Raw genomic sequence first — 16,118 nt, forward strand, 5'->3', positions numbered from 1 at the left:
CGGCCCCTTCTGATGGAACAGGCAGCGGCGTTTGGTGTACTGGCAGTGTCTGTTTCACCCGTCCGGGTCCGGCCTACGCTGACCCACATGGACACCGGAACCGAAGCGAGCGACTTCCTCCGCACCCGTCGCGACCGCATCACCCCCGAAGCGGCCGGCCTCACCGCCTCCGCGACGGGTCGGCGCGTGAAGGGCCTGCGCCGCGAGGAGGTCGCGACCCTCGCCGGGGTCAGCGCGGAGTACTACAACCGGATGGAGCGCGGGAAGCTCGCCGGCGTCTCCGAGTCCGTCCTCTTCGCCGTCGCACGGGCGTTGCAGCTCGATGACTCCGAAGAGCAGCACCTGTTCGACCTCGCGCGGGCCGCGAACGCCGAGCACGCCCTGACCCGACCCGCACCCAAGCGCACCCCCGCGAAGTTTCGTGCCAGCAACCGTGTGCAGCGCATCCTCGACGGGATGAGCGGACTGCCCGCGTACGCCCGGAACGGCCGCACCGACATCATCGCGATGAACCAGCTCGGCGCCGCCCTCATGCCGGGCCTGGTCCCGAACGGGGACGAGCCGGCGAACCTCGCCCGGTACCTCTTCCTCGACCCGTCCTCGCAGGAGTTCTACGGCGACTGGGAGCGCGTCGCCCGCGACATGGTGTCCGCGTTCCGCATCGAAGCCGGCCGCACCCCCTTCGACCGGTCCCTCACCGACCTCATCGGTGAGCTGAGCACCCGCAGCGGCCCGTTCCGCACCTGGTGGGCCTCCCACAACGTGCGCCTGCACACCAGCGCCACGAAGACCCTGCACAACCCCACTGTCGGTGAGGTCGAGGTCACCGGCGAAGCGCTCACCCTCGCCAGCGAACCGGACATCACGATCATCACCTACGTCACCGAACCCGCCTCCGTGTCGGAAGAACGTCTCCGCGTCCTGGCCAGTTGGACCGCCAGCCCCATCCCGACCACGGCCCCCACCACGACCCAGTGACAGCGGCGGGCTCACCCCGCCCGCGTCACTGCACCCGCTCGACACCCCAGCCGCCCCGGCTGTCGTCGTCGCGCCCATCGAGAGGATTCACGCCATGAAGTACACCCGCCTCGGCAATTCCGGCCTGAAGATCAGCAGCATCGCGCTCGGCTGCATGAGCTTCGGCGACCCGGCCAGCGGCCACCTCCAGTGGTCACTCCCCAAGGACGATGCGCTGCCGTTCTTCCGGCAGGCGCTCGAGCTCGGCATCACGTTCTGGGACACCGCGAACGTGTACTCCTACGGCGACTCCGAGCGCATCGTCGGTGAAGCGCTGCGCCAGTTCACCCACCGTGACGAGATCGTCCTCGCGACCAAGGCCCACTTCGGCGACACCGCTGGCAGTGGTCCGGGGCTGCGCGTGGCCGGCCTGTCGCGGAAGGCGATCATGCAGCAGATCGACGCGTCGCTGACCCGCCTCGGCACCGACTACGTCGACCTGTACCAGATCCACCGCTTCGATCCGGAGACCCCGATCGAGGAGACGATGGAAGCCCTGCACGATGTCGTGAAGGCCGGGAAGGCCCGCTACCTCGGCGCGTCCGCGATGTGGACGTGGCAGTTCGCCACCATGCAGCACGCCGCGGACCTGCACCGCTGGACCCGTTTCGTGTCCATGCAGGACCAGTACTCGCTCCTCTACCGCGAGGAAGAGCGCGAGATGTTCGGCCTGCTCGCTGACCAGGGCGTCGGCAGCATCCCCTACAGCCCCCTCGCGAAGGGCCGCGTCGCCCGCCCCGCCGGAGAGCAGACCCAGCGCTCCTCCGACGACCCCGTGGGCAACAGCTTCTTCGCCGACACCGAACGCGACCGCCCCGTCATCGACGCCGTGCAGAAGATCGCGGAGGCGCGGAACGTGTCCATGGCGCAGATCGCGATGGCGTGGGTGCTCAACAACCCCGTCGTCAGCGCACCGATCATCGGCGCGACCAAGCCCCACCACCTCGACGACGCGGCCGCCGCTGTCGACATCGACCTCACCCCGGACGAGGTCACCGCGCTCGAAGAGCACTACCAGGTGCGCCGCGCCGGCGGTTTCTGAGCACCAGCTCCCAACATCACCACGAAGCGGCCCGACCTGCGCGAAAATGCGCGGCCGGGCCGCCTCGTCCGCGTGATCGCCTGTCCGGTTGCGAGGTCCCACGCATGTCCCGATAGCCGATCGCTGACCGGTACACGCAGACGCGACACCGAGCGCCGCGAAAATCCGCGGGGCTGAGTGTTGTGGATTGCAGAGCTCCGAGGCGGCGTCCTGACAGCGCTCCGTGTCGCAGTTCGGCGACAGTGGCCCTGCTCTGTTCGCCCACCCCTCGGCAACGAACGAAGGGGGCTGCGGCGCCGCGCCACGTTGACGTGCTAGGGCGCCGCATCCACTCGGTTCTACTGCGGGCAGACGGAGGCGCCGTTCGTCGTCGTGCACCCCATCTCGTCAAATGTCCCATTCTGGGTTCCGCCGGCGGGGGCGTCGGGAACCACGGTGGTCGTTACCGCGGACCACCCGGTAATCGTGTCGGCGGGGATCCCGTCTTCAGCAGTGAGCTGCGTTGTCCCGCTCACCGATGAACAGACCCGTGTCGGGGTCGATGATGATGTCCTGGCGGAAGTTGGCGTTGGTCTCGACTCGGCCGATCGCGGTGCCCGTGCGGGCATCGAGGGTGGCCTGGTCTTCGATGAACTCGACACCGGGGATGAGTGCTGCCGCCTGGTAGAGGGATGCCCGCACGTCGGCGGGGAGTACGCCTGAGCGCAGCCGGTCGGCGATGAAGACCAGAGCTTCTCCATCCGGGGACGGGCCGGCCCTCGACCAACTGCTGAGAGCCTCACCGCTTTAATCACCTTGTTAAACCTTAGTCGTCGCTGCCAGTCCAGGTTCCCTCGACGACTTGAATCAGTCGGTAGCGCTCGTCGGCTGTCATGTTCTCTTCAAACTCAATGACAAGCCGATCGGAACGATAAAAATCAGCAGTGCTGTAGATGACAGCTTGTCGCGCGAGATCGAGGGAACTGTAGCGGTACAACGACGCACCAGACCCCTCGATGCCTTCCTCGCAACCCCTCCTGTCGCCGCACGCGTCGTTGTTTGAATTATCAACGCCCGTGAAGCCCGGTACGTTCTCGCGGACGATGTCCTGAAGCGCTATTCCGGACCGTGAATCGTCGGTAAGCATGCCGGCTACGACGGTGATCCCGCCGGTGAGAAGACATCCGACGATGAAGCCGGCGAGGAGGAACGAGAAAGGTTTGCGCCGCAATCTACCTGTAGTAGGACTCACCAGTTGCACCTGTGAGCGAGCACGTTGGGCCAGTTTCCGTTGGCAGGGCGAGAGGCCTCAAGGTCCCAGTGGAAACCTGCGCCGATGATGGCACGTCCATATGCGGCGTGGCACTGGTACTGCTGATACAGGCTCGTGCTGCTCCTCACCGCGGACCATTGAGAGGCGAACTCCTCCCATCCTGCGCCCGCCATGATGGCGTGTCCCTGAGCAGAGAGTCCCATCGTGACTCCCCATGGCGTGAGGCGACCGGAGTAGACGTTCCGGCCGTTGAAGGTTCCCTGTCGATTGACGGTCATGGGGTCGAAGAAGCGGACTCCAAGCCAGGGGTCGGCGGAGACCGGGTAGCTGAAGTTTCCGGAAGCGTGATCGACGATCTGGACGATTTTCGTATCTTGGACGACGTAGCGAGTGGGTACGGAGACGCCGTCAGCGTCGTAGGCCCAAGCGGGTGCTACGCCGAGCATCAATGCACCATTCGAATCTGTTGCGAGAAGCGCTCCGTCGTCGGTCGGAGTCAAGACGACGCCGAGAGGCAATTCAACGTCCACCGCGTACTCCGTCGGCGCATTTGAACTTTCGATCACCGTTACGATCTGCAGCGACCCGTCGGCGTGCTTCAGCGGAACTGTCGACGAGCCATTTCCATTGTCAATTACTTCGATTCCTTCACTCGACACGCTCACTTCCGTCGCGTTTTGAGCTGCGAGAACTCGACGGCGAGCGGCTTTTTTCCGGCTCCCGACACGAACACATCTGCCACATCTCGAATGGCTGCGCGCTCGCTTGAAGAATTTCCAGCTTCGACCAAGTCCGTTGCGGAACCGGTAGTCACTCCTTGCAGGAGTGGAATCTCCGTGGGGACCGATTCAAGTACCTTGACGACATCGTCTGCATCCGAGTCGGCAGCGTGCGCGGCCGTCGCATTCACAACAGAAACCGCCAACAGGGCTGTCGTCACGGCGGCAAGAGTGCGAAGTTTTATATTAGACACGGCAGCATGGCCTTTCGTTATCAAGGTGGCTTGTTGAACTGTCGCGCTTCGGAGTAAAAGAGGGCTAACGTGCCTAGGACTCCTCAGCCCTGCGATGCTCGCACTCAGAACTTACTGAAAATCCTCACAGGATTGTGTGGTCTCTTCTGGGGACAAAACGGGGTACATCTGACTAGGTGCAGAGCGCTCGGTCGCACGTTGGGCAGACCTCGGCAGCGCCCGACGGGTCTGTCGCCAGGCAGACGGCACTCATCCCGCGCGCCTCGACCGATGGGCAGCGTGCTCGGGCGCAACGTGTCGCGCTCCTCGCCGCGGTGTATCGGTCGACCGGATCTACATCGGCGCCGGTCGCATCGGGTCGCACCGTGAGCAGCCCGCGCTACGCGCGTCCCTTGCCTCGTGCGACACCGGCTCCACCCGGTTCATGACGAAGTGCGCATAGTGGCGTCATGGTCGAGTTGCAGGACTCGCAGGAGGCGATGCAGTTGTACGGTGCCGGCCGAAGTTTTACCGGTCAGGATGCGTCAGACGGTGCGCGGTCGGAGCCGTGCGAACACGGCGACCTTCTGTGCGCTCCAGCCCTGCGCCTGCATAGCTGTGGTCAGTACCGCGCTGAGCGCGGTGTCAAAGTGCTGGGGCGCCAACCCAGTGAAGTCCACCCGGCCAGGGTAACCAGCACCGCGCCACCCTAGGCGGAAGGCGTTTCGCTGACACGCAAGGAGGCATAGACGGTCTCTCGGCTGATGCCGTATTCCTTCGCCAGCGTCGTCTTCGGCATGCCGGCGCTGGCACGCTCGCGCAACTCAGCGATCTGGGTCGGGGAGAGGGACCGGGCGCGGCCGCGGTAGGCGCCGCGCTGCTTGGCCAGGGCGATGCCTTCGCGTTGACGTTCTCGAATGAGTTCGCGTTCGGACTCCGCGAACGCGCCCATCATGTTCAGCAGCAGGTTCGCCATCGCGCTGTCCTCACCGGTGAAGGTGAGCTGCTCCTTGACGAACTCGACGCGGACCCGCTTGTCCGTCAGTCTGCGAACGAGCCGGCGAAGATCCTCGAGGTTTCTTGCGAGCCGATCCATCGAGTGCACGAGCACCGTGTCTCCGTCGCGGACGAACCCGATCATCTCTTCGAGCTGCGGACGGTTCACGTCCTTGCCGGAGGCCTTGTCCTCGAACACCCGATCCAGCGTCACGCCGTCGAGCTGGCGCACCGTGCTCTGATCCAACGTGCTCACCCGCACGTACCCGACCCTCTGACCCGACATGCCGCCTCCGACCGCTACTTGTCCAGTTGAAGTCTGAGAGCCGCAGGGGCAAGTGTCAGACAAGGCCCGACACGGCCCTATTCGGACGCGCTTCGGTCATGGTGCCTGACGTCCGGTTGGGGTGTACTCCAGACGGGCATGCGCGGTCGCCATGATGCGATCGCAGAACACCGCCACAAAGCGATCAACTCCACAGTCCCGTAAGACCCGCCCGATGAACTGCCCGGTGACGGGGCGGCTATCGGGACACTGGGAGGGTGGATCAGGAGACGATGCTGCGCACCCGAGCCGAGGCGCTCGACGACCTCGAGCAGCAACCGCGTTCCGAGGCCGACGTCGCGGGGGAGCGGGTCGTGCGGACGGAGAACGGCTTTCGGCTGCAGGAGACGGAGACCTTCACGGTCGAGGTGTGGAAGATGCTGTTCAACTGGCGCCTCGTGGTGATGCCACCGCATCAGCAGGTCGAGACGACTCACGGGTACTGCTACTTCGGTACCGGCCTGGAGAGCTTGGCTCGCGCGGTCGCCGCCGGCCTGCAGTGGACGGATCCGATGATCTCTGCCCCAGAGGGGTTCGACAAGCAGGCGTTCTAACGCCTGTCTCTTTCTGACCGCGGTGAGCTTGCCGCGTTCGAGAGAGCCAGCACCCGTCGGTCTCAGCAGTGCGGGCGATGAGTCGTCAGTAGGGCGTGGCCGACCCGTCAGCGCCGAGGCGGTAGAGGGTAGTGCTGACCGGGGCCGCGTCGCCGCCGTCGTAGAGGCCGCGGGCGAGCTCGCGCAGGCCCGCCACCGCATCGGCGTCCTGTAGGCCGCAGACGTGCATCGACACGCGTTGACCGATCGCGATCACCGGGTCGCCGGCGACGAATTCGTCGAACAGGGCGTGCAGGAACCCCGCGCGCAGGATCAGGGACGCCGCGAGGTCCTCGCTGCCGGGCGGTGTCTCGAGGAGGAATCGCCCGTCGCCGCCGGACACGATGGGGTCGATGCGCGCCAGCCAGGCGAGCGCCTCCGTGGCGAGGGACTGCGCGGTGTGCCCGAGGCGCGACGCCGTCGACGCCGTCACGTACTCCCACGCCCCGTCCCGGTCGAGGACGTGGGCGATGGTCAGCCCTGACGCGTGCGGCGCCAGGACCGGAGCGTCGGCAGGCGCGGATCGGGTGAGCAGCGCCGCGACGGAGCGGTCGTCCAGCACCAGCGGGAGGATCCGCACGGCGTCGGCACTTACTCGCGCTCGCTTCGCGGCCGGATCGGCGACCACCGCCACCGCATCCACATCGCCGCTCTCGGGGCGGCGCCGGGAGAACAGTCCCATCGTTGCAATCTCCTCTCGTACATCTCGGGCGAGAAGGAGCGCCGGGTTGCACTCCGGCACTCGCCGTTTCGCGAGCCTAGGCGCGGGGCGTGCCCGCCGTGCGGAGGATGACGAGCGCCGGGACGATGTCGGCGCGCAGGTCCCAGGGGATGACGGCGGTGACGTAGCGGTCGTCGAGGCGGGTGCCGAAGGCGAACACGTGCGGCGCGATCTCGACGCGGGTGCTGCGGTGGATCTCTCCGTCGACGGAGAGGGGGACCCCGCGGTGAACCTTGTACTCCGCGAGCGGTGCGCCGCGGACGGTGCGCAGGCGGGTGGAGAGGTGCTGGCCCGGGAAGAGGGTGCGCAGCGAGTCCGTGAGGTGCGCCTCGAGCCGGCCCTCCACGGGGTGCGCACGCTCTGCGGGGAAGGGGAGCGACGTCCGGACCGCGTCGAACAGGGTCGGGTAGCGCATGCGGCGGATCTGATCCCGCAGCCAGTCGGGCAGCGCCGACGTCTCGGCGCGCGCGATCGCCGTGCGCTGCTGCGGGGTGAGATCGACGAAGTTGCGCGGGTCCTCCGGCCGTGAGGGGTGCTGATAGTAGGTGTACGACACGCTCACGGCGACCACCCGGCCGCTGGCCAGGTCGGAGGACGCGGTGAACGGCTCGAGGTGGTGCTGCGGAGCGAAGGTGTAGACCGCTCCGGTGAGGCCGGCCGCGACCTCGTGGAGGGTCGGCGGTGCCCCCACGTTCCGCCCCGCCGCCCCGTCCATCCCGTCGCCGCTACTGATGACTGTCGAGGATCTGCCGAGCGAGCGCCGTGATCGGCGTGGACGTTGCCCGCGACCGGTTCCGGAGCAGCTCGAACGCTTCCTCGACCGTGATGTCCAGCTCGTAGGCGAGAGCACCCTTGGCCTGCTCGACGGCGACGCGGCTGCTCAGTGCGTGCTGCAACTGCATCTGCGGGAGGGCCCCCTGCTCCAGTGCACGCTGCTGCAGATCGCGGGGACCCGGCTGCTGACGTCGGACTCGTCTCAGCCTCCGCCCGCGCTCGCGCCTCAGCGCCGAACGGCCTGCACGTAACCGAGCACGTCCCGGCCGAGCGCCGACGTGTGCGGCCAGGAGTCCGAGATGCGGCGGACGAGAGGGGCGAGCAGCGCGGCCTCGGCCTCGTGGTCGTCCCTGACATGCGCCTCCAGCGCCGCCGTCAGCGTGCGGCGCGCGTCGGCCCGAGCGCCCGGGGCAAGGTCGTCGTCTGCGGCGTCGGCGGTCCGCTGGATCAGCCGCTCGAGAGTCGTCGTCATCGCCGTCGTCGCATCCCTCGGAGGCTCAGCAGCCGAAGCCGTCCGCCACCGCGCCGAGCGCCGCCGCCGTGCCGAGCGCGATCAGCGACTGGTCGGTCGCGACGGCGACCCGCGGGAAGCCGAGGCTGCGAAGCTGCCGCGCGCGCTCCGGGTCGCCCGCGTAGGCACCGGCGCCCTTGCCTGCGCGTCGGGCGGCCGCGGCGATCCTGGGCAGCGGGTCCTCGGGTCCGTCCGCGGCGAGCAGGTCGGGCAGCTCCCGGCCGAGTCCGATCGCGAGGTCGAACGGGCCGACGAAGACGCCGGCGACCCCCGGCACCGCGAGGATCTCCTCGACCGCGTCGAGGCCGGACTGCGTCTCGATCATCAGCCACAGGGCCGGCCGCGCCTCGGGGGCCGACGGCGGCGCGGCGCCCCAGAGGTCGGTCATCGGACCCCAGCTGCGACGGCCGAGCGGCGGGTAGTGCGCGGCGCGGACCGCCGCGGCCGCGTCCTCGACCGACTCGATCATCGGGACGACGACGATGTCCGCTCCGGCATCGAGCGCCCGCCCGATCAGCGGGTCCGAGAGCCCGGCGACCCGGACGGCGACGGGCGGCCGCTCGCTCACCGTCGCCAGCGCGCGCATGGTCGCGAGCACCGCGGCGTCGTCGAAGGCGCCGTGCTGCGCGTCCAGGCAGAGCCAGGCGGGTCCGCCGCGCGCGATCTGCGCCACCGTCAGCGGCTCGCCGAGCCGGCACCACACCCCGTCGGCACGACCGTCTCCGAGTACCCGCTCCGCATCCACGGGTCCGATCCTCGCGCATCGGGGGCGGGCGCGAGCGAGGAGCCTCCGGTGCCGATGTCGGTGGGGTCGACCTACACTCGGACGTATTCGAACACATGTTCGATCCCGTGAGGAGGGCCGAGAATGAGCGTGACCGTGGTGGACCGCATCGCGACCCCGGCCCGGGACGCCGTGGCCGTCTCCCTCCTCGTCCCCGCCGACGCGGTGGCGGCGGGCTTCCCGTCGCCGGCGCAGGACTACTTCGACGGCTCGCTCGACCTCAACGACCACCTCATCCGGGACAAGACCTCGACGTTCATCGTCCGCGTCTCGGGCGAGAGCATGACCGGCGCCGGCATCAGCGACGGCGACGAGCTCGTGGTCGACCGCTCGCTGACGCCGACCAACGGGAGCGTCGTGATCGCGATCCTCGACGGTGAGCTGACCGTCAAGCGGCTCGAGCTGGGCCCCGGGGGAGTGGTGCTGCGCGCGGAGAACCCGGACTATCCGCCGATCCTCGTCGCGGAGCTGAGCGACCTCCAGATCTGGGGCGTCGTCACCGTCTGCCTGCACCGGCTGCACCGTGCGCTCTGAGCGGCGGATCGGCCTGGTGGACGTGAACAGCTTCTACGTCTCCTGCGAGCGGCTGTTCGACCCGAAGCTGCAGGGGCGGCCGGTCGTCGTCCTCTCGAACAACGACGGCTGCGTGGTCGCCCGCTCGGACGAGGTGAAGAAGCTCGGGATCGAGAACGGGACGCCCTGGTTCAAGGTCGAGCCCCTCATCCGCTCGGGGCGCCTCCCGGAGGTGATCGCCCGCTCCAGCAACTACGAGCTGTACGGCGAGCTGTCCGCGCGGGTGATGGAGCTGCTGGGCCGCTACTCGGCGTGGCAGGAGGTGTACTCGATCGACGAGAGCTTCCTCGGCGTCGACGGGGATGTGGCGGAGCGGGCGAGGATTGGCCGGGCGATGCGGGCGGCCGTCGCGAAGAACGTCGGCCTGCCGGTGTGCGTCGGGTTCGGGCCGAGCAAGACGCTCGCGAAGTTCGTCAACAAGGGCGGTGCGAAGAAGCACCCGCGCCTGGGCGGGGTCTGCGACACCGACTGGTACACGCCCGAGCAGCTCGACGCGCTGATGGCCTCGCAGCACGTGACCGAGCTGTGGGGAGTCGCGGGCCGCACCGGGAAGCGCCTCGCGGAGCTGTCCATCCACACGATCCGGGACCTCCGCGATGCCGACCCGGCGCTGATCCGGAAGAAGTTCTCCGTGGTGCTGCAGCGCTCCGTCTACGAGCTGCGCGGGGTCGACTGCATCCCGCTCGAGGCGGCCCGGACCGTCCGGGACCAGCTGATCTTCTCGCGCTCGTTCGCCACTCCGGTGACGACGACCGCGGACATGGAGCAGGTGCTCTCCGTCTACGCGCAGCGTGTCGCGCACCGCCTGCGCGCGCAGGGGTCGGTGACGAAGACGATGAGCGTCTTCGCGTCGACGTCGCCGTTCGCGGACGCGCCGTACGAGTCCGCGGGCGGACTGGCCGGCTTCCCCGTGCCCACCGACGACCCGGTGGCGATCGTCAAGGCCGCGATCGGCACGCTGCGGCCGCGGCTGCGCGAGGGGGCGAGGTATGTCCGGGCGGGCGTGATCCTCACGAACCTGTCGCCGCGCGACTCGCACGCCCTCCTCGAGGTGTTCGACACCGCGTTCGACGCCAAGGGACTCGGCGCGACGATCGACGCCGTCACCAAGCGCCACGGCCGCTCCGCCGTCGGCCTCGGACTCGCGGGGATCCGCAAGGGACCGGTCTGGACGATGAAGCGCGGCGCGCTCTCGCTGCGCGCGACGACCCACTGGGGGGAGCTGGCGACGGCGCACGCGCGGTGATCCGCTTCGTCCGGCTCGACCGGGTGTCCACGACGGTGCGCGGGCAGGTGAGCGACGGTGGGGGACGGGATCGCGCTGAGCGTCGTCGCGTGCAGCGCCGGATTGCCGTCACCGCTGCATGCCAGAATAGTTCCTCGACGGGAGGTTATCTGCAATGGCCGAATTGACGACATCCGAGCTCGCCGCGCGCCTCGAGATCTCGCGGCGCCACGCCACGGACCTCGTGGCTTCCGGGGCCATCGGTGGCCGTCGACTCTCGACGGGCGTGTGGCTGGCCCACAGTGACTCAGTCGTTCGCTACGAGGCCCGTGCCCGCCGCGGCAAGGGCCGGAAGATGGATCCGGCGACCGCCTGGGGGCTGCTGTGGGAGTTGAGCGGTCTCAGGGCGACGTGGCTCCAGCCCAGCACTCGCTCCCGCGTGGGAGCGCGCATTCGAGAGATGGCTCCCGACGAGATCGCGCGCGCGGTCGCCGATCGGACGCGCGCCTACTCCTTCACGGCGGCCAACCCGGCCAAGGCGGCCGCCGGCCTGATCGCGACCGGCCGCGCCGTCGGCAGCGCTCTGAACGTCGGCCTCATGGATGATGCTCGGCAGGTGTCCGGGTACACGCGACAGGGGAGCGTCGAGGACTACGCCCGGAAGAGCTTCATGGTCGCGTCGCCTTCCGGGGGCGACACGATCTACGCCAACACTCTTCCCTTCGACTACGACGGTGATGTGATGCCCGTGGCGGTCATCGCCGCGGATCTCGCAGTCGGCACGGACACCCGTGAGCGCAGCGGTGGGTTGCAGGCACTGGCGGAGTTGAGGCGGGAATGGCAGGCGCGGCACTGACGGTCGACATGGCGGACGACGACCTCCTCCCCGCCTGGCAGACCGTCGTCGAGGTCGCCGGCAGCGGCATCGCGGAGCACCTCAGCGTCGGCGCGCAACGGCGCCGGCCCGGGCGCGGGCCTACTCCGATGCGGGCCAGGGCGGGTTCATCGGGAGTGCATAGCGTCGTCGCCGACCCTGATCTCCCGGCGGGGACCCCGCGAAGGGTGACACTCAGGGAAGGTCGATGCGATGAGCACGGTGCTGCGAACAGTTCGACCGGCGCCCACAGCGGCGGATGGCCCGGGGGTGGACGTCTCTTCGGGTGAGCGCCGCCGCCGGGCCCTCCGGAGACGGAGGCGCTCGGCCGATGCGCTGGTGACCGCGTGCGTCGTCTCGGTCGCTGTCGCGATCGCGCTGTTCCTCGCCTCCGGTGGTCCGGAGGCCGTGACCGACCTCCCGACTGCGCTGTCGGCGGCGGGGATCGTCGCCGGGCTGGTGGGGACCGATCTGCTCCTGCTGATGCTGGTGCTCGCCGCGCGCATCCCGTGGATCGATCGCACCTTCGGTCAGGACGTCGCGACGGCGCTGCACCGGCGGCTCGGCAAGCCCGCCCTCCTGCTGATCCTCGGTCACGGCCTGCTCCTCACGGTCGGCTACGCCATGACGGACGGGCTCGACCTCGTGCAGGAGAGCCTCGCCCTGTACTCCGGCAGCGACATGCTCCTCGCCCTGCTCGCGACCGCGCTGCTGCTGCTCGTCGTGGTCACCTCGCTGGTCGCGGTGCGCCGCCGGTTCGCCTACGAGGCGTGGCACGCGATCCACCTCCTCAGCTACGCGGCCGTGCTCGTCGCGGTGCCGCATCAGCTCTCCGCCGGTCAGGTCCTCGCCGAGGGGTCCGTGCAGCGCGCCTACTGGATCGCCCTCTACGTCGCGGCGTTCGGCTCCGTCGCGTGGTTCCGGTTCGCCGTGCCCGTCGTGCGCACCCTCCGCCACCGCATCCGGGTCGAGGCGGTCGAGACGATCGCACCCGGGGTGTTCTCGCTGCACCTGACCGGGCGACGGATGCGCTCCCTCGGCGCCGTCGGCGGTCAGTACGCGATCTGGCGGTTCTGGAGCGCCGGCACCTGGTGGCACGCCCACCCCGTCTCCTTCTCCGCGGTCCCCACCGACCGCACCGCCAGGATCACCGTCCGCGTGCTGGGCGCCGGCACCGAACGCCTCGTTCGACTGCGGCCGGGCACGGCCGTGTCGATCGAGGGCCCCTACGGGATCTTCGCCGACACGGCGCGCACCGCTCCACTCCTCGCCGTCGTCGCCGCGGGCATCGGCATCACCCCCGCGCGCGCACTCCTCGAGCACACTGCCCTGCAGCCGGGCGAGGCCACCGTCCTCCTGCGCGGGGCGGACCACGCGCAGGACCGCCTCTGGGACGAGACGGGCGAGCTCGTGCGCCGCGGAGGCGGCACGCTCTACTGGATGCAGGGGCATCGCCCGTCCGGCAGCGACACCTGGCTGTCCGCCGAGGCTCTCTCGCGAGGCGTCACGCTGACCTCGGTGTTCCCGCGGCTGCTCGACTCCGACCTCTACGTCTGCGGACTGGACGCCTGGAGCGAGCTCGTCCTCCGCGACGCCCGCAGCGCAGGCCTCCCCGAGCACCGGATCCACGTCGAGAGCTTCAGCTGGTGAGAACACGCGCAGCCCTCGCGAGCATCGTCGCGTCCACGGCGGTCCTCGTCATCGGCTGGGACCTCGGCGCCGCGGGGAGCACTCCCGCCGGACCGGCGCCGGAGGCCGCAGCGCCGGCCGTCTCGACTCCGACTCCGATTCCGACCTCCTCGAGCGGCTCGAGCGGCTCGGGCACGTTCGAGGTCCCGACGCCGAGCTCCACCCCGTCGACGCCCTCGGCGCCCGCCGGCACCACCAGCACCGGCGGCACCGACAGCACCGGCGGAACGGACGGTACCTACACGGGGACCGCCGTTTCGACCCGCTACGGCGACGTGCAGGTCGCGATCACCGTCGCCGGTGGCGCGATCACCGACGTGACCGCGCTGCAGCTGACGGACAAGGAGAACCGCTCCGTCTCGATCTCGAACCGTGCCGCACCGATCCTGCGCAGCGAGGTCCTCGCCGCCCAGAGCGCCGACGTCGCCTCGGTCAGCGGCGCGACCTACACCAGCGACGCCTACCTCGACTCGCTGCAGTCCGCGATCGACCAGGCCGGCCTGTGATCTCGACCTTCCCCACGATGGGAACGGTCGCGAGCCTCCGGGCCGAGGCCGACGCGCCGCTGGCGGCGATCCGGGCGGTCTTCCGGTCCGCGGACGAGCGGTTCAGCCTGTACCGGCCGGAGTCGGAGGCGAGCAGGATCGCCGACGGCCGCCTCCGCCTCGCCGACGCGAGCGCGGAGATGCGCGACGCCTACGCCGGGGCCCTCGAGTGGCGGACCGCCACCGACGGCGCCTTCACCCCGCACCGCCCGGACGGCGTGCTCGACCTCGCCGGCACGGTCAAGGCCCGCGCGATCGCGGCGGCGGGGAGGCTGCTGGAGCGCGGCGGCGACGCGCCGTGGCTCCTGACCGTCGGGGGAGACGTCCTCGGATCCTGCGCCGTCGACGCCCACGCCGACTCCCACGCCCACGTCGATCCGGTCCGGATCGGGATCGTCGACCCCGACGACCGCCGATCGCTCCTGTGCGCCGTCCCGATCGCTGGCGACCGGCGCGCCGTCGCGACGTCGGGCACCGCCGAGCGCGGAAAGCACGTCTGGCGGCGCCCGCACGACGCGGACGGGGTGCGCTTCCGCCAGGTCACCGTCCTCGCGGGCGACATCCTCACCGCCGACGTCCTCGCCACCGCGGTCCTCGCCGGCGGCGAGCCGACCCTCGACCGCGTCCTCTCCCGCTGGGACGTGGACGTCCTCGCCTGCGGCACCGGGGGAGACCTGCTGGTCTCCGACCGGCTCCGCGCGGCGATCAGCGCCCGCCCGACGATGCAGGCGAGCGTCATAGACGGGTCATAGGAAGCGCAAAGGACGCGGCGGCTGAATGGGAGCACCTCGCTCGCCGACCTCAGGTCGGCCCGTCTTCAGGAGTTCTCGTGCTCGCATTCGCCACCGTCGCCATCGACCTCGTCGCCATCGCTCTGCTGACGTTCGGCATCTACTTCCCCCGCCACCGGCGTCGGGACCTCGTCGCCGCGTTCCTCGGCGTGAACGTCGGCGTCCTCGCCGTCTCGCTGGTCCTGGCCTCCAGCACGGTCGGAGCCGGTCTCGGGCTGGGTCTCTTCGGGGTCCTCTCGATCATCCGTCTGCGCTCGGACGAGATCGAGCAGCACGAGGTCGCCTACTACTTCTCCGCTCTGGCCATCGGCCTCATCAGCGGCCTGGGCACCGCGCCGTCCGCGCTGACGGTCGGTCTGATCGCGCTGATCATCGCGGTCCTGTTCATCGCCGACCACCCGCGGCTGTTCCCGCGCACCCGTCAGCAGACGATCACCCTGGACAGCGCCTTCACCGACGAGGGCGCCCTGACCGCTCACCTGGCCGCGCTGCTCGGTGGCCGCATCCGGTCGGTGCAGGTCCGTCAGCTCGATCTCGTCAACGACACCACACAGGTCGACGTCCGCTTCGACGTCGCGGAGCGCCGCGCCCGCGGCGGGCAGCACGACGAGCTCGCCCCGGCCACCTCCGCCGTCGGCGTCCCGGTCTCGCGATGACCGCCGTGACGATGTCGCGTCTGCAGTCTTTCGAAGCGATCAGCCTCCCCGAGCTCGTCGACCAGGCGTCGCTGCAGTCCCGCATCGACCGCAAGTACCTGATTCCCGCCGGCAGCCTGGACGCCGTGCTCGCCCGGCTGGACGACAGCACGCGCGTGCTCGAGTTCGGCGGGCGCCGCGACTGCGACTACGAATCGGTCTACTTCGACACCCCGCAGCTGGACAGCTACCACCTCGCCGTGCGCGGCCGCCGGCGGCGCTTCAAGATCCGCACCCGCACCTATCTGGACTCCGCGACGAGCTACCTCGAGGTGAAGACGCGCGGATCCCGCAGCAGCACCGTCAAGGAGCGGATCGACCACCCGGCCGGCCGGCGCGACGAGCTCACCGCGGAGGGTCTCGCCTACATCGACGAGACCCTCGCGGCGACGGGAATCGCCCTGGACTCCCGAGAACTCGCCCCGGTGCTGTCCACCGAGTACGCCCGGACGACGCTCTTCCTTCCCGGATCCGCCACCCGCGCCACGATCGACACCCGCCTCGTCTGGCGGCTGCGCAGCGCACCCGCCCGAGTGCTGGATCGACCGGCCGTGGTCGTCGTCGAGACCAAGTCGGCCTCCCGCCCGTCCGAGGTCGACCGGGCGCTCTGGGCCGAAGGTCACCGCCCCGTCTCGCTCTCGAAGTACGGGACCGGGATGGCCGCGTTCCGCTCCGAGCTCCCCGCCAACAAGTGGACGCGCACCCTCGACCGTCATTTCGACCGGGCCCCCGCCCGAGTCGTCTCTCCCCGATAGGACC

21 protein-coding genes are annotated in these 16,118 nt (G+C 69.6%); 11 read left to right on the forward strand and 10 right to left on the reverse strand.

Annotation, left to right across the window (positions count from 1 at the left end):
- The first annotated feature begins 87 nt into the window (after window positions 1–87).
- Window positions 88–978 carry a helix-turn-helix domain-containing protein gene (locus EDF36_RS12220; RefSeq protein WP_123704039.1) on the forward strand — a complete coding sequence of 297 codons (891 nt, stop codon included), beginning with the start codon at window positions 88–90 and terminating at the stop codon, window positions 976–978.
- 94 nt (window positions 979–1,072) lie between these two features.
- On the forward strand, window positions 1,073–2,059 hold the full coding sequence (locus EDF36_RS12225; RefSeq protein WP_123733196.1) for an aldo/keto reductase: 987 nt from the start codon (window positions 1,073–1,075) through the stop codon (window positions 2,057–2,059).
- A gap of 486 nt (window positions 2,060–2,545) precedes the next feature.
- On the opposite strand, the gene EDF36_RS12230 is transcribed toward EDF36_RS12225, so the two are convergent.
- The 5 genes from EDF36_RS12230 to EDF36_RS12245 form a co-directional block, all read right to left on the reverse strand.
- Complete coding sequence (locus EDF36_RS12230) at window positions 2,546–2,740, reverse strand: hypothetical protein (protein ID WP_123733197.1); 195 nt, start codon at window positions 2,738–2,740, stop codon at window positions 2,546–2,548.
- Window positions 2,741–2,864: 124 nt separating this feature from the next.
- Window positions 2,865–3,290 (reverse strand): hypothetical protein, encoded by a 426-nt coding sequence (locus EDF36_RS12235; protein ID WP_133962420.1) that lies wholly within the window; start codon window positions 3,288–3,290, stop codon window positions 2,865–2,867.
- Window positions 3,287–3,976 carry a DUF2599 domain-containing protein gene (locus EDF36_RS12240; RefSeq protein WP_221181647.1) on the reverse strand — a complete coding sequence of 230 codons (690 nt, stop codon included), beginning with the start codon at window positions 3,974–3,976 and terminating at the stop codon, window positions 3,287–3,289. The genes EDF36_RS12235 and EDF36_RS12240 overlap by 4 nt, the downstream gene beginning before the upstream one ends.
- Window positions 3,973–4,251 (reverse strand): hypothetical protein, encoded by a 279-nt coding sequence (locus EDF36_RS20925; protein ID WP_148060030.1) that lies wholly within the window; start codon window positions 4,249–4,251, stop codon window positions 3,973–3,975. The genes EDF36_RS12240 and EDF36_RS20925 overlap by 4 nt, the downstream gene beginning before the upstream one ends.
- Window positions 4,252–4,972: 721 nt before the next feature.
- Window positions 4,973–5,545, reverse strand: a complete 573-nt coding sequence (locus EDF36_RS12245) for a recombinase family protein (RefSeq protein ID WP_123733200.1) — start codon at window positions 5,543–5,545, stop codon at window positions 4,973–4,975.
- A 257-nt stretch (window positions 5,546–5,802) separates the two neighbouring features.
- Here EDF36_RS12245 and EDF36_RS12250 point away from each other — a divergent pair, with 257 nt between their 5' ends.
- Window positions 5,803–6,138, forward strand: coding sequence for a hypothetical protein (locus EDF36_RS12250; protein ID WP_148060031.1), 336 nt, complete (start codon window positions 5,803–5,805; stop codon window positions 6,136–6,138).
- Window positions 6,139–6,223: 85 nt separating this feature from the next.
- Here the strand turns inward: EDF36_RS12250 and EDF36_RS12255 are convergent, their stop codons facing one another.
- From EDF36_RS12255 to EDF36_RS12275, 5 genes are all read right to left on the reverse strand, one after another.
- The gene (locus EDF36_RS12255) at window positions 6,224–6,859 is read right to left on the reverse strand and encodes a hypothetical protein (RefSeq protein ID WP_123733202.1); all 636 of its coding nucleotides are present in this window, start codon (window positions 6,857–6,859) and stop codon (window positions 6,224–6,226) included.
- A 76-nt stretch (window positions 6,860–6,935) separates the two neighbouring features.
- Complete coding sequence (locus tag EDF36_RS12260; RefSeq protein WP_123733203.1) at window positions 6,936–7,589, reverse strand: hypothetical protein; 654 nt, start codon at window positions 7,587–7,589, stop codon at window positions 6,936–6,938.
- 34 nt (window positions 7,590–7,623) lie between these two features.
- Complete coding sequence (locus tag EDF36_RS12265) at window positions 7,624–7,800, reverse strand: ANTAR domain-containing protein (protein WP_123704022.1); 177 nt, start codon at window positions 7,798–7,800, stop codon at window positions 7,624–7,626.
- A 98-nt stretch (window positions 7,801–7,898) separates the two neighbouring features.
- Window positions 7,899–8,144 carry a hypothetical protein gene (locus EDF36_RS12270; RefSeq protein ID WP_123733204.1) on the reverse strand — a complete coding sequence of 82 codons (246 nt, stop codon included), beginning with the start codon at window positions 8,142–8,144 and terminating at the stop codon, window positions 7,899–7,901.
- Between the two features lie 25 nt (window positions 8,145–8,169).
- Complete coding sequence (locus EDF36_RS12275; protein ID WP_185020455.1) at window positions 8,170–8,928, reverse strand: HpcH/HpaI aldolase/citrate lyase family protein; 759 nt, start codon at window positions 8,926–8,928, stop codon at window positions 8,170–8,172.
- 123 nt (window positions 8,929–9,051) lie between these two features.
- Here EDF36_RS12275 and EDF36_RS12280 point away from each other — a divergent pair, with 123 nt between their 5' ends.
- The 8 genes from EDF36_RS12280 to EDF36_RS12315 all read left to right on the forward strand — a co-directional run bounded on the left by EDF36_RS12280 (window position 9,052) and on the right by EDF36_RS12315 (window position 16,114).
- Complete coding sequence (locus EDF36_RS12280) at window positions 9,052–9,501, forward strand: LexA family transcriptional regulator (RefSeq protein WP_123733205.1); 450 nt, start codon at window positions 9,052–9,054, stop codon at window positions 9,499–9,501.
- 16 nt (window positions 9,502–9,517) lie between these two features.
- Window positions 9,518–10,786 (forward strand): Y-family DNA polymerase, encoded by a 1,269-nt coding sequence (locus tag EDF36_RS12285; protein ID WP_123733206.1) that lies wholly within the window; start codon window positions 9,518–9,520, stop codon window positions 10,784–10,786.
- Window positions 10,787–10,940: 154 nt separating this feature from the next.
- A complete protein-coding gene (locus EDF36_RS12290; protein WP_123733207.1) occupies window positions 10,941–11,621 on the forward strand; it encodes a hypothetical protein in 681 nt (226 codons plus the stop codon).
- 357 nt (window positions 11,622–11,978) lie between these two features.
- Window positions 11,979–13,289: a ferric reductase-like transmembrane domain-containing protein gene (locus EDF36_RS21955; RefSeq protein ID WP_311316378.1), complete on the forward strand. Its 1,311-nt coding sequence runs from the start codon at window positions 11,979–11,981 to the stop codon at window positions 13,287–13,289.
- A complete protein-coding gene (locus EDF36_RS12300) occupies window positions 13,286–13,834 on the forward strand; it encodes an FMN-binding protein (RefSeq protein ID WP_123733209.1) in 549 nt (182 codons plus the stop codon). Before EDF36_RS21955 ends, EDF36_RS12300 begins: the two co-directional genes overlap by 4 nt.
- Window positions 13,831–14,625 (forward strand): FAD:protein FMN transferase, encoded by a 795-nt coding sequence (locus EDF36_RS12305; RefSeq protein ID WP_260300696.1) that lies wholly within the window; start codon window positions 13,831–13,833, stop codon window positions 14,623–14,625. The genes EDF36_RS12300 and EDF36_RS12305 overlap by 4 nt, the downstream gene beginning before the upstream one ends.
- 77 nt (window positions 14,626–14,702) lie before the next feature.
- Window positions 14,703–15,320 carry a DUF4956 domain-containing protein gene (locus tag EDF36_RS12310; RefSeq protein ID WP_123733210.1) on the forward strand — a complete coding sequence of 206 codons (618 nt, stop codon included), beginning with the start codon at window positions 14,703–14,705 and terminating at the stop codon, window positions 15,318–15,320.
- A complete protein-coding gene (locus tag EDF36_RS12315; RefSeq protein WP_260300697.1) occupies window positions 15,317–16,114 on the forward strand; it encodes a polyphosphate polymerase domain-containing protein in 798 nt (265 codons plus the stop codon). The genes EDF36_RS12310 and EDF36_RS12315 overlap by 4 nt, the downstream gene beginning before the upstream one ends.
- Window positions 16,115–16,118: the final 4 nt, after the last annotated feature.

The organism is Rathayibacter sp. PhB152 (assembly GCF_003751395.1).
In the GTDB taxonomy this organism is placed as follows: domain Bacteria; phylum Actinomycetota; class Actinomycetes; order Actinomycetales; family Microbacteriaceae; genus Rathayibacter; species Rathayibacter festucae.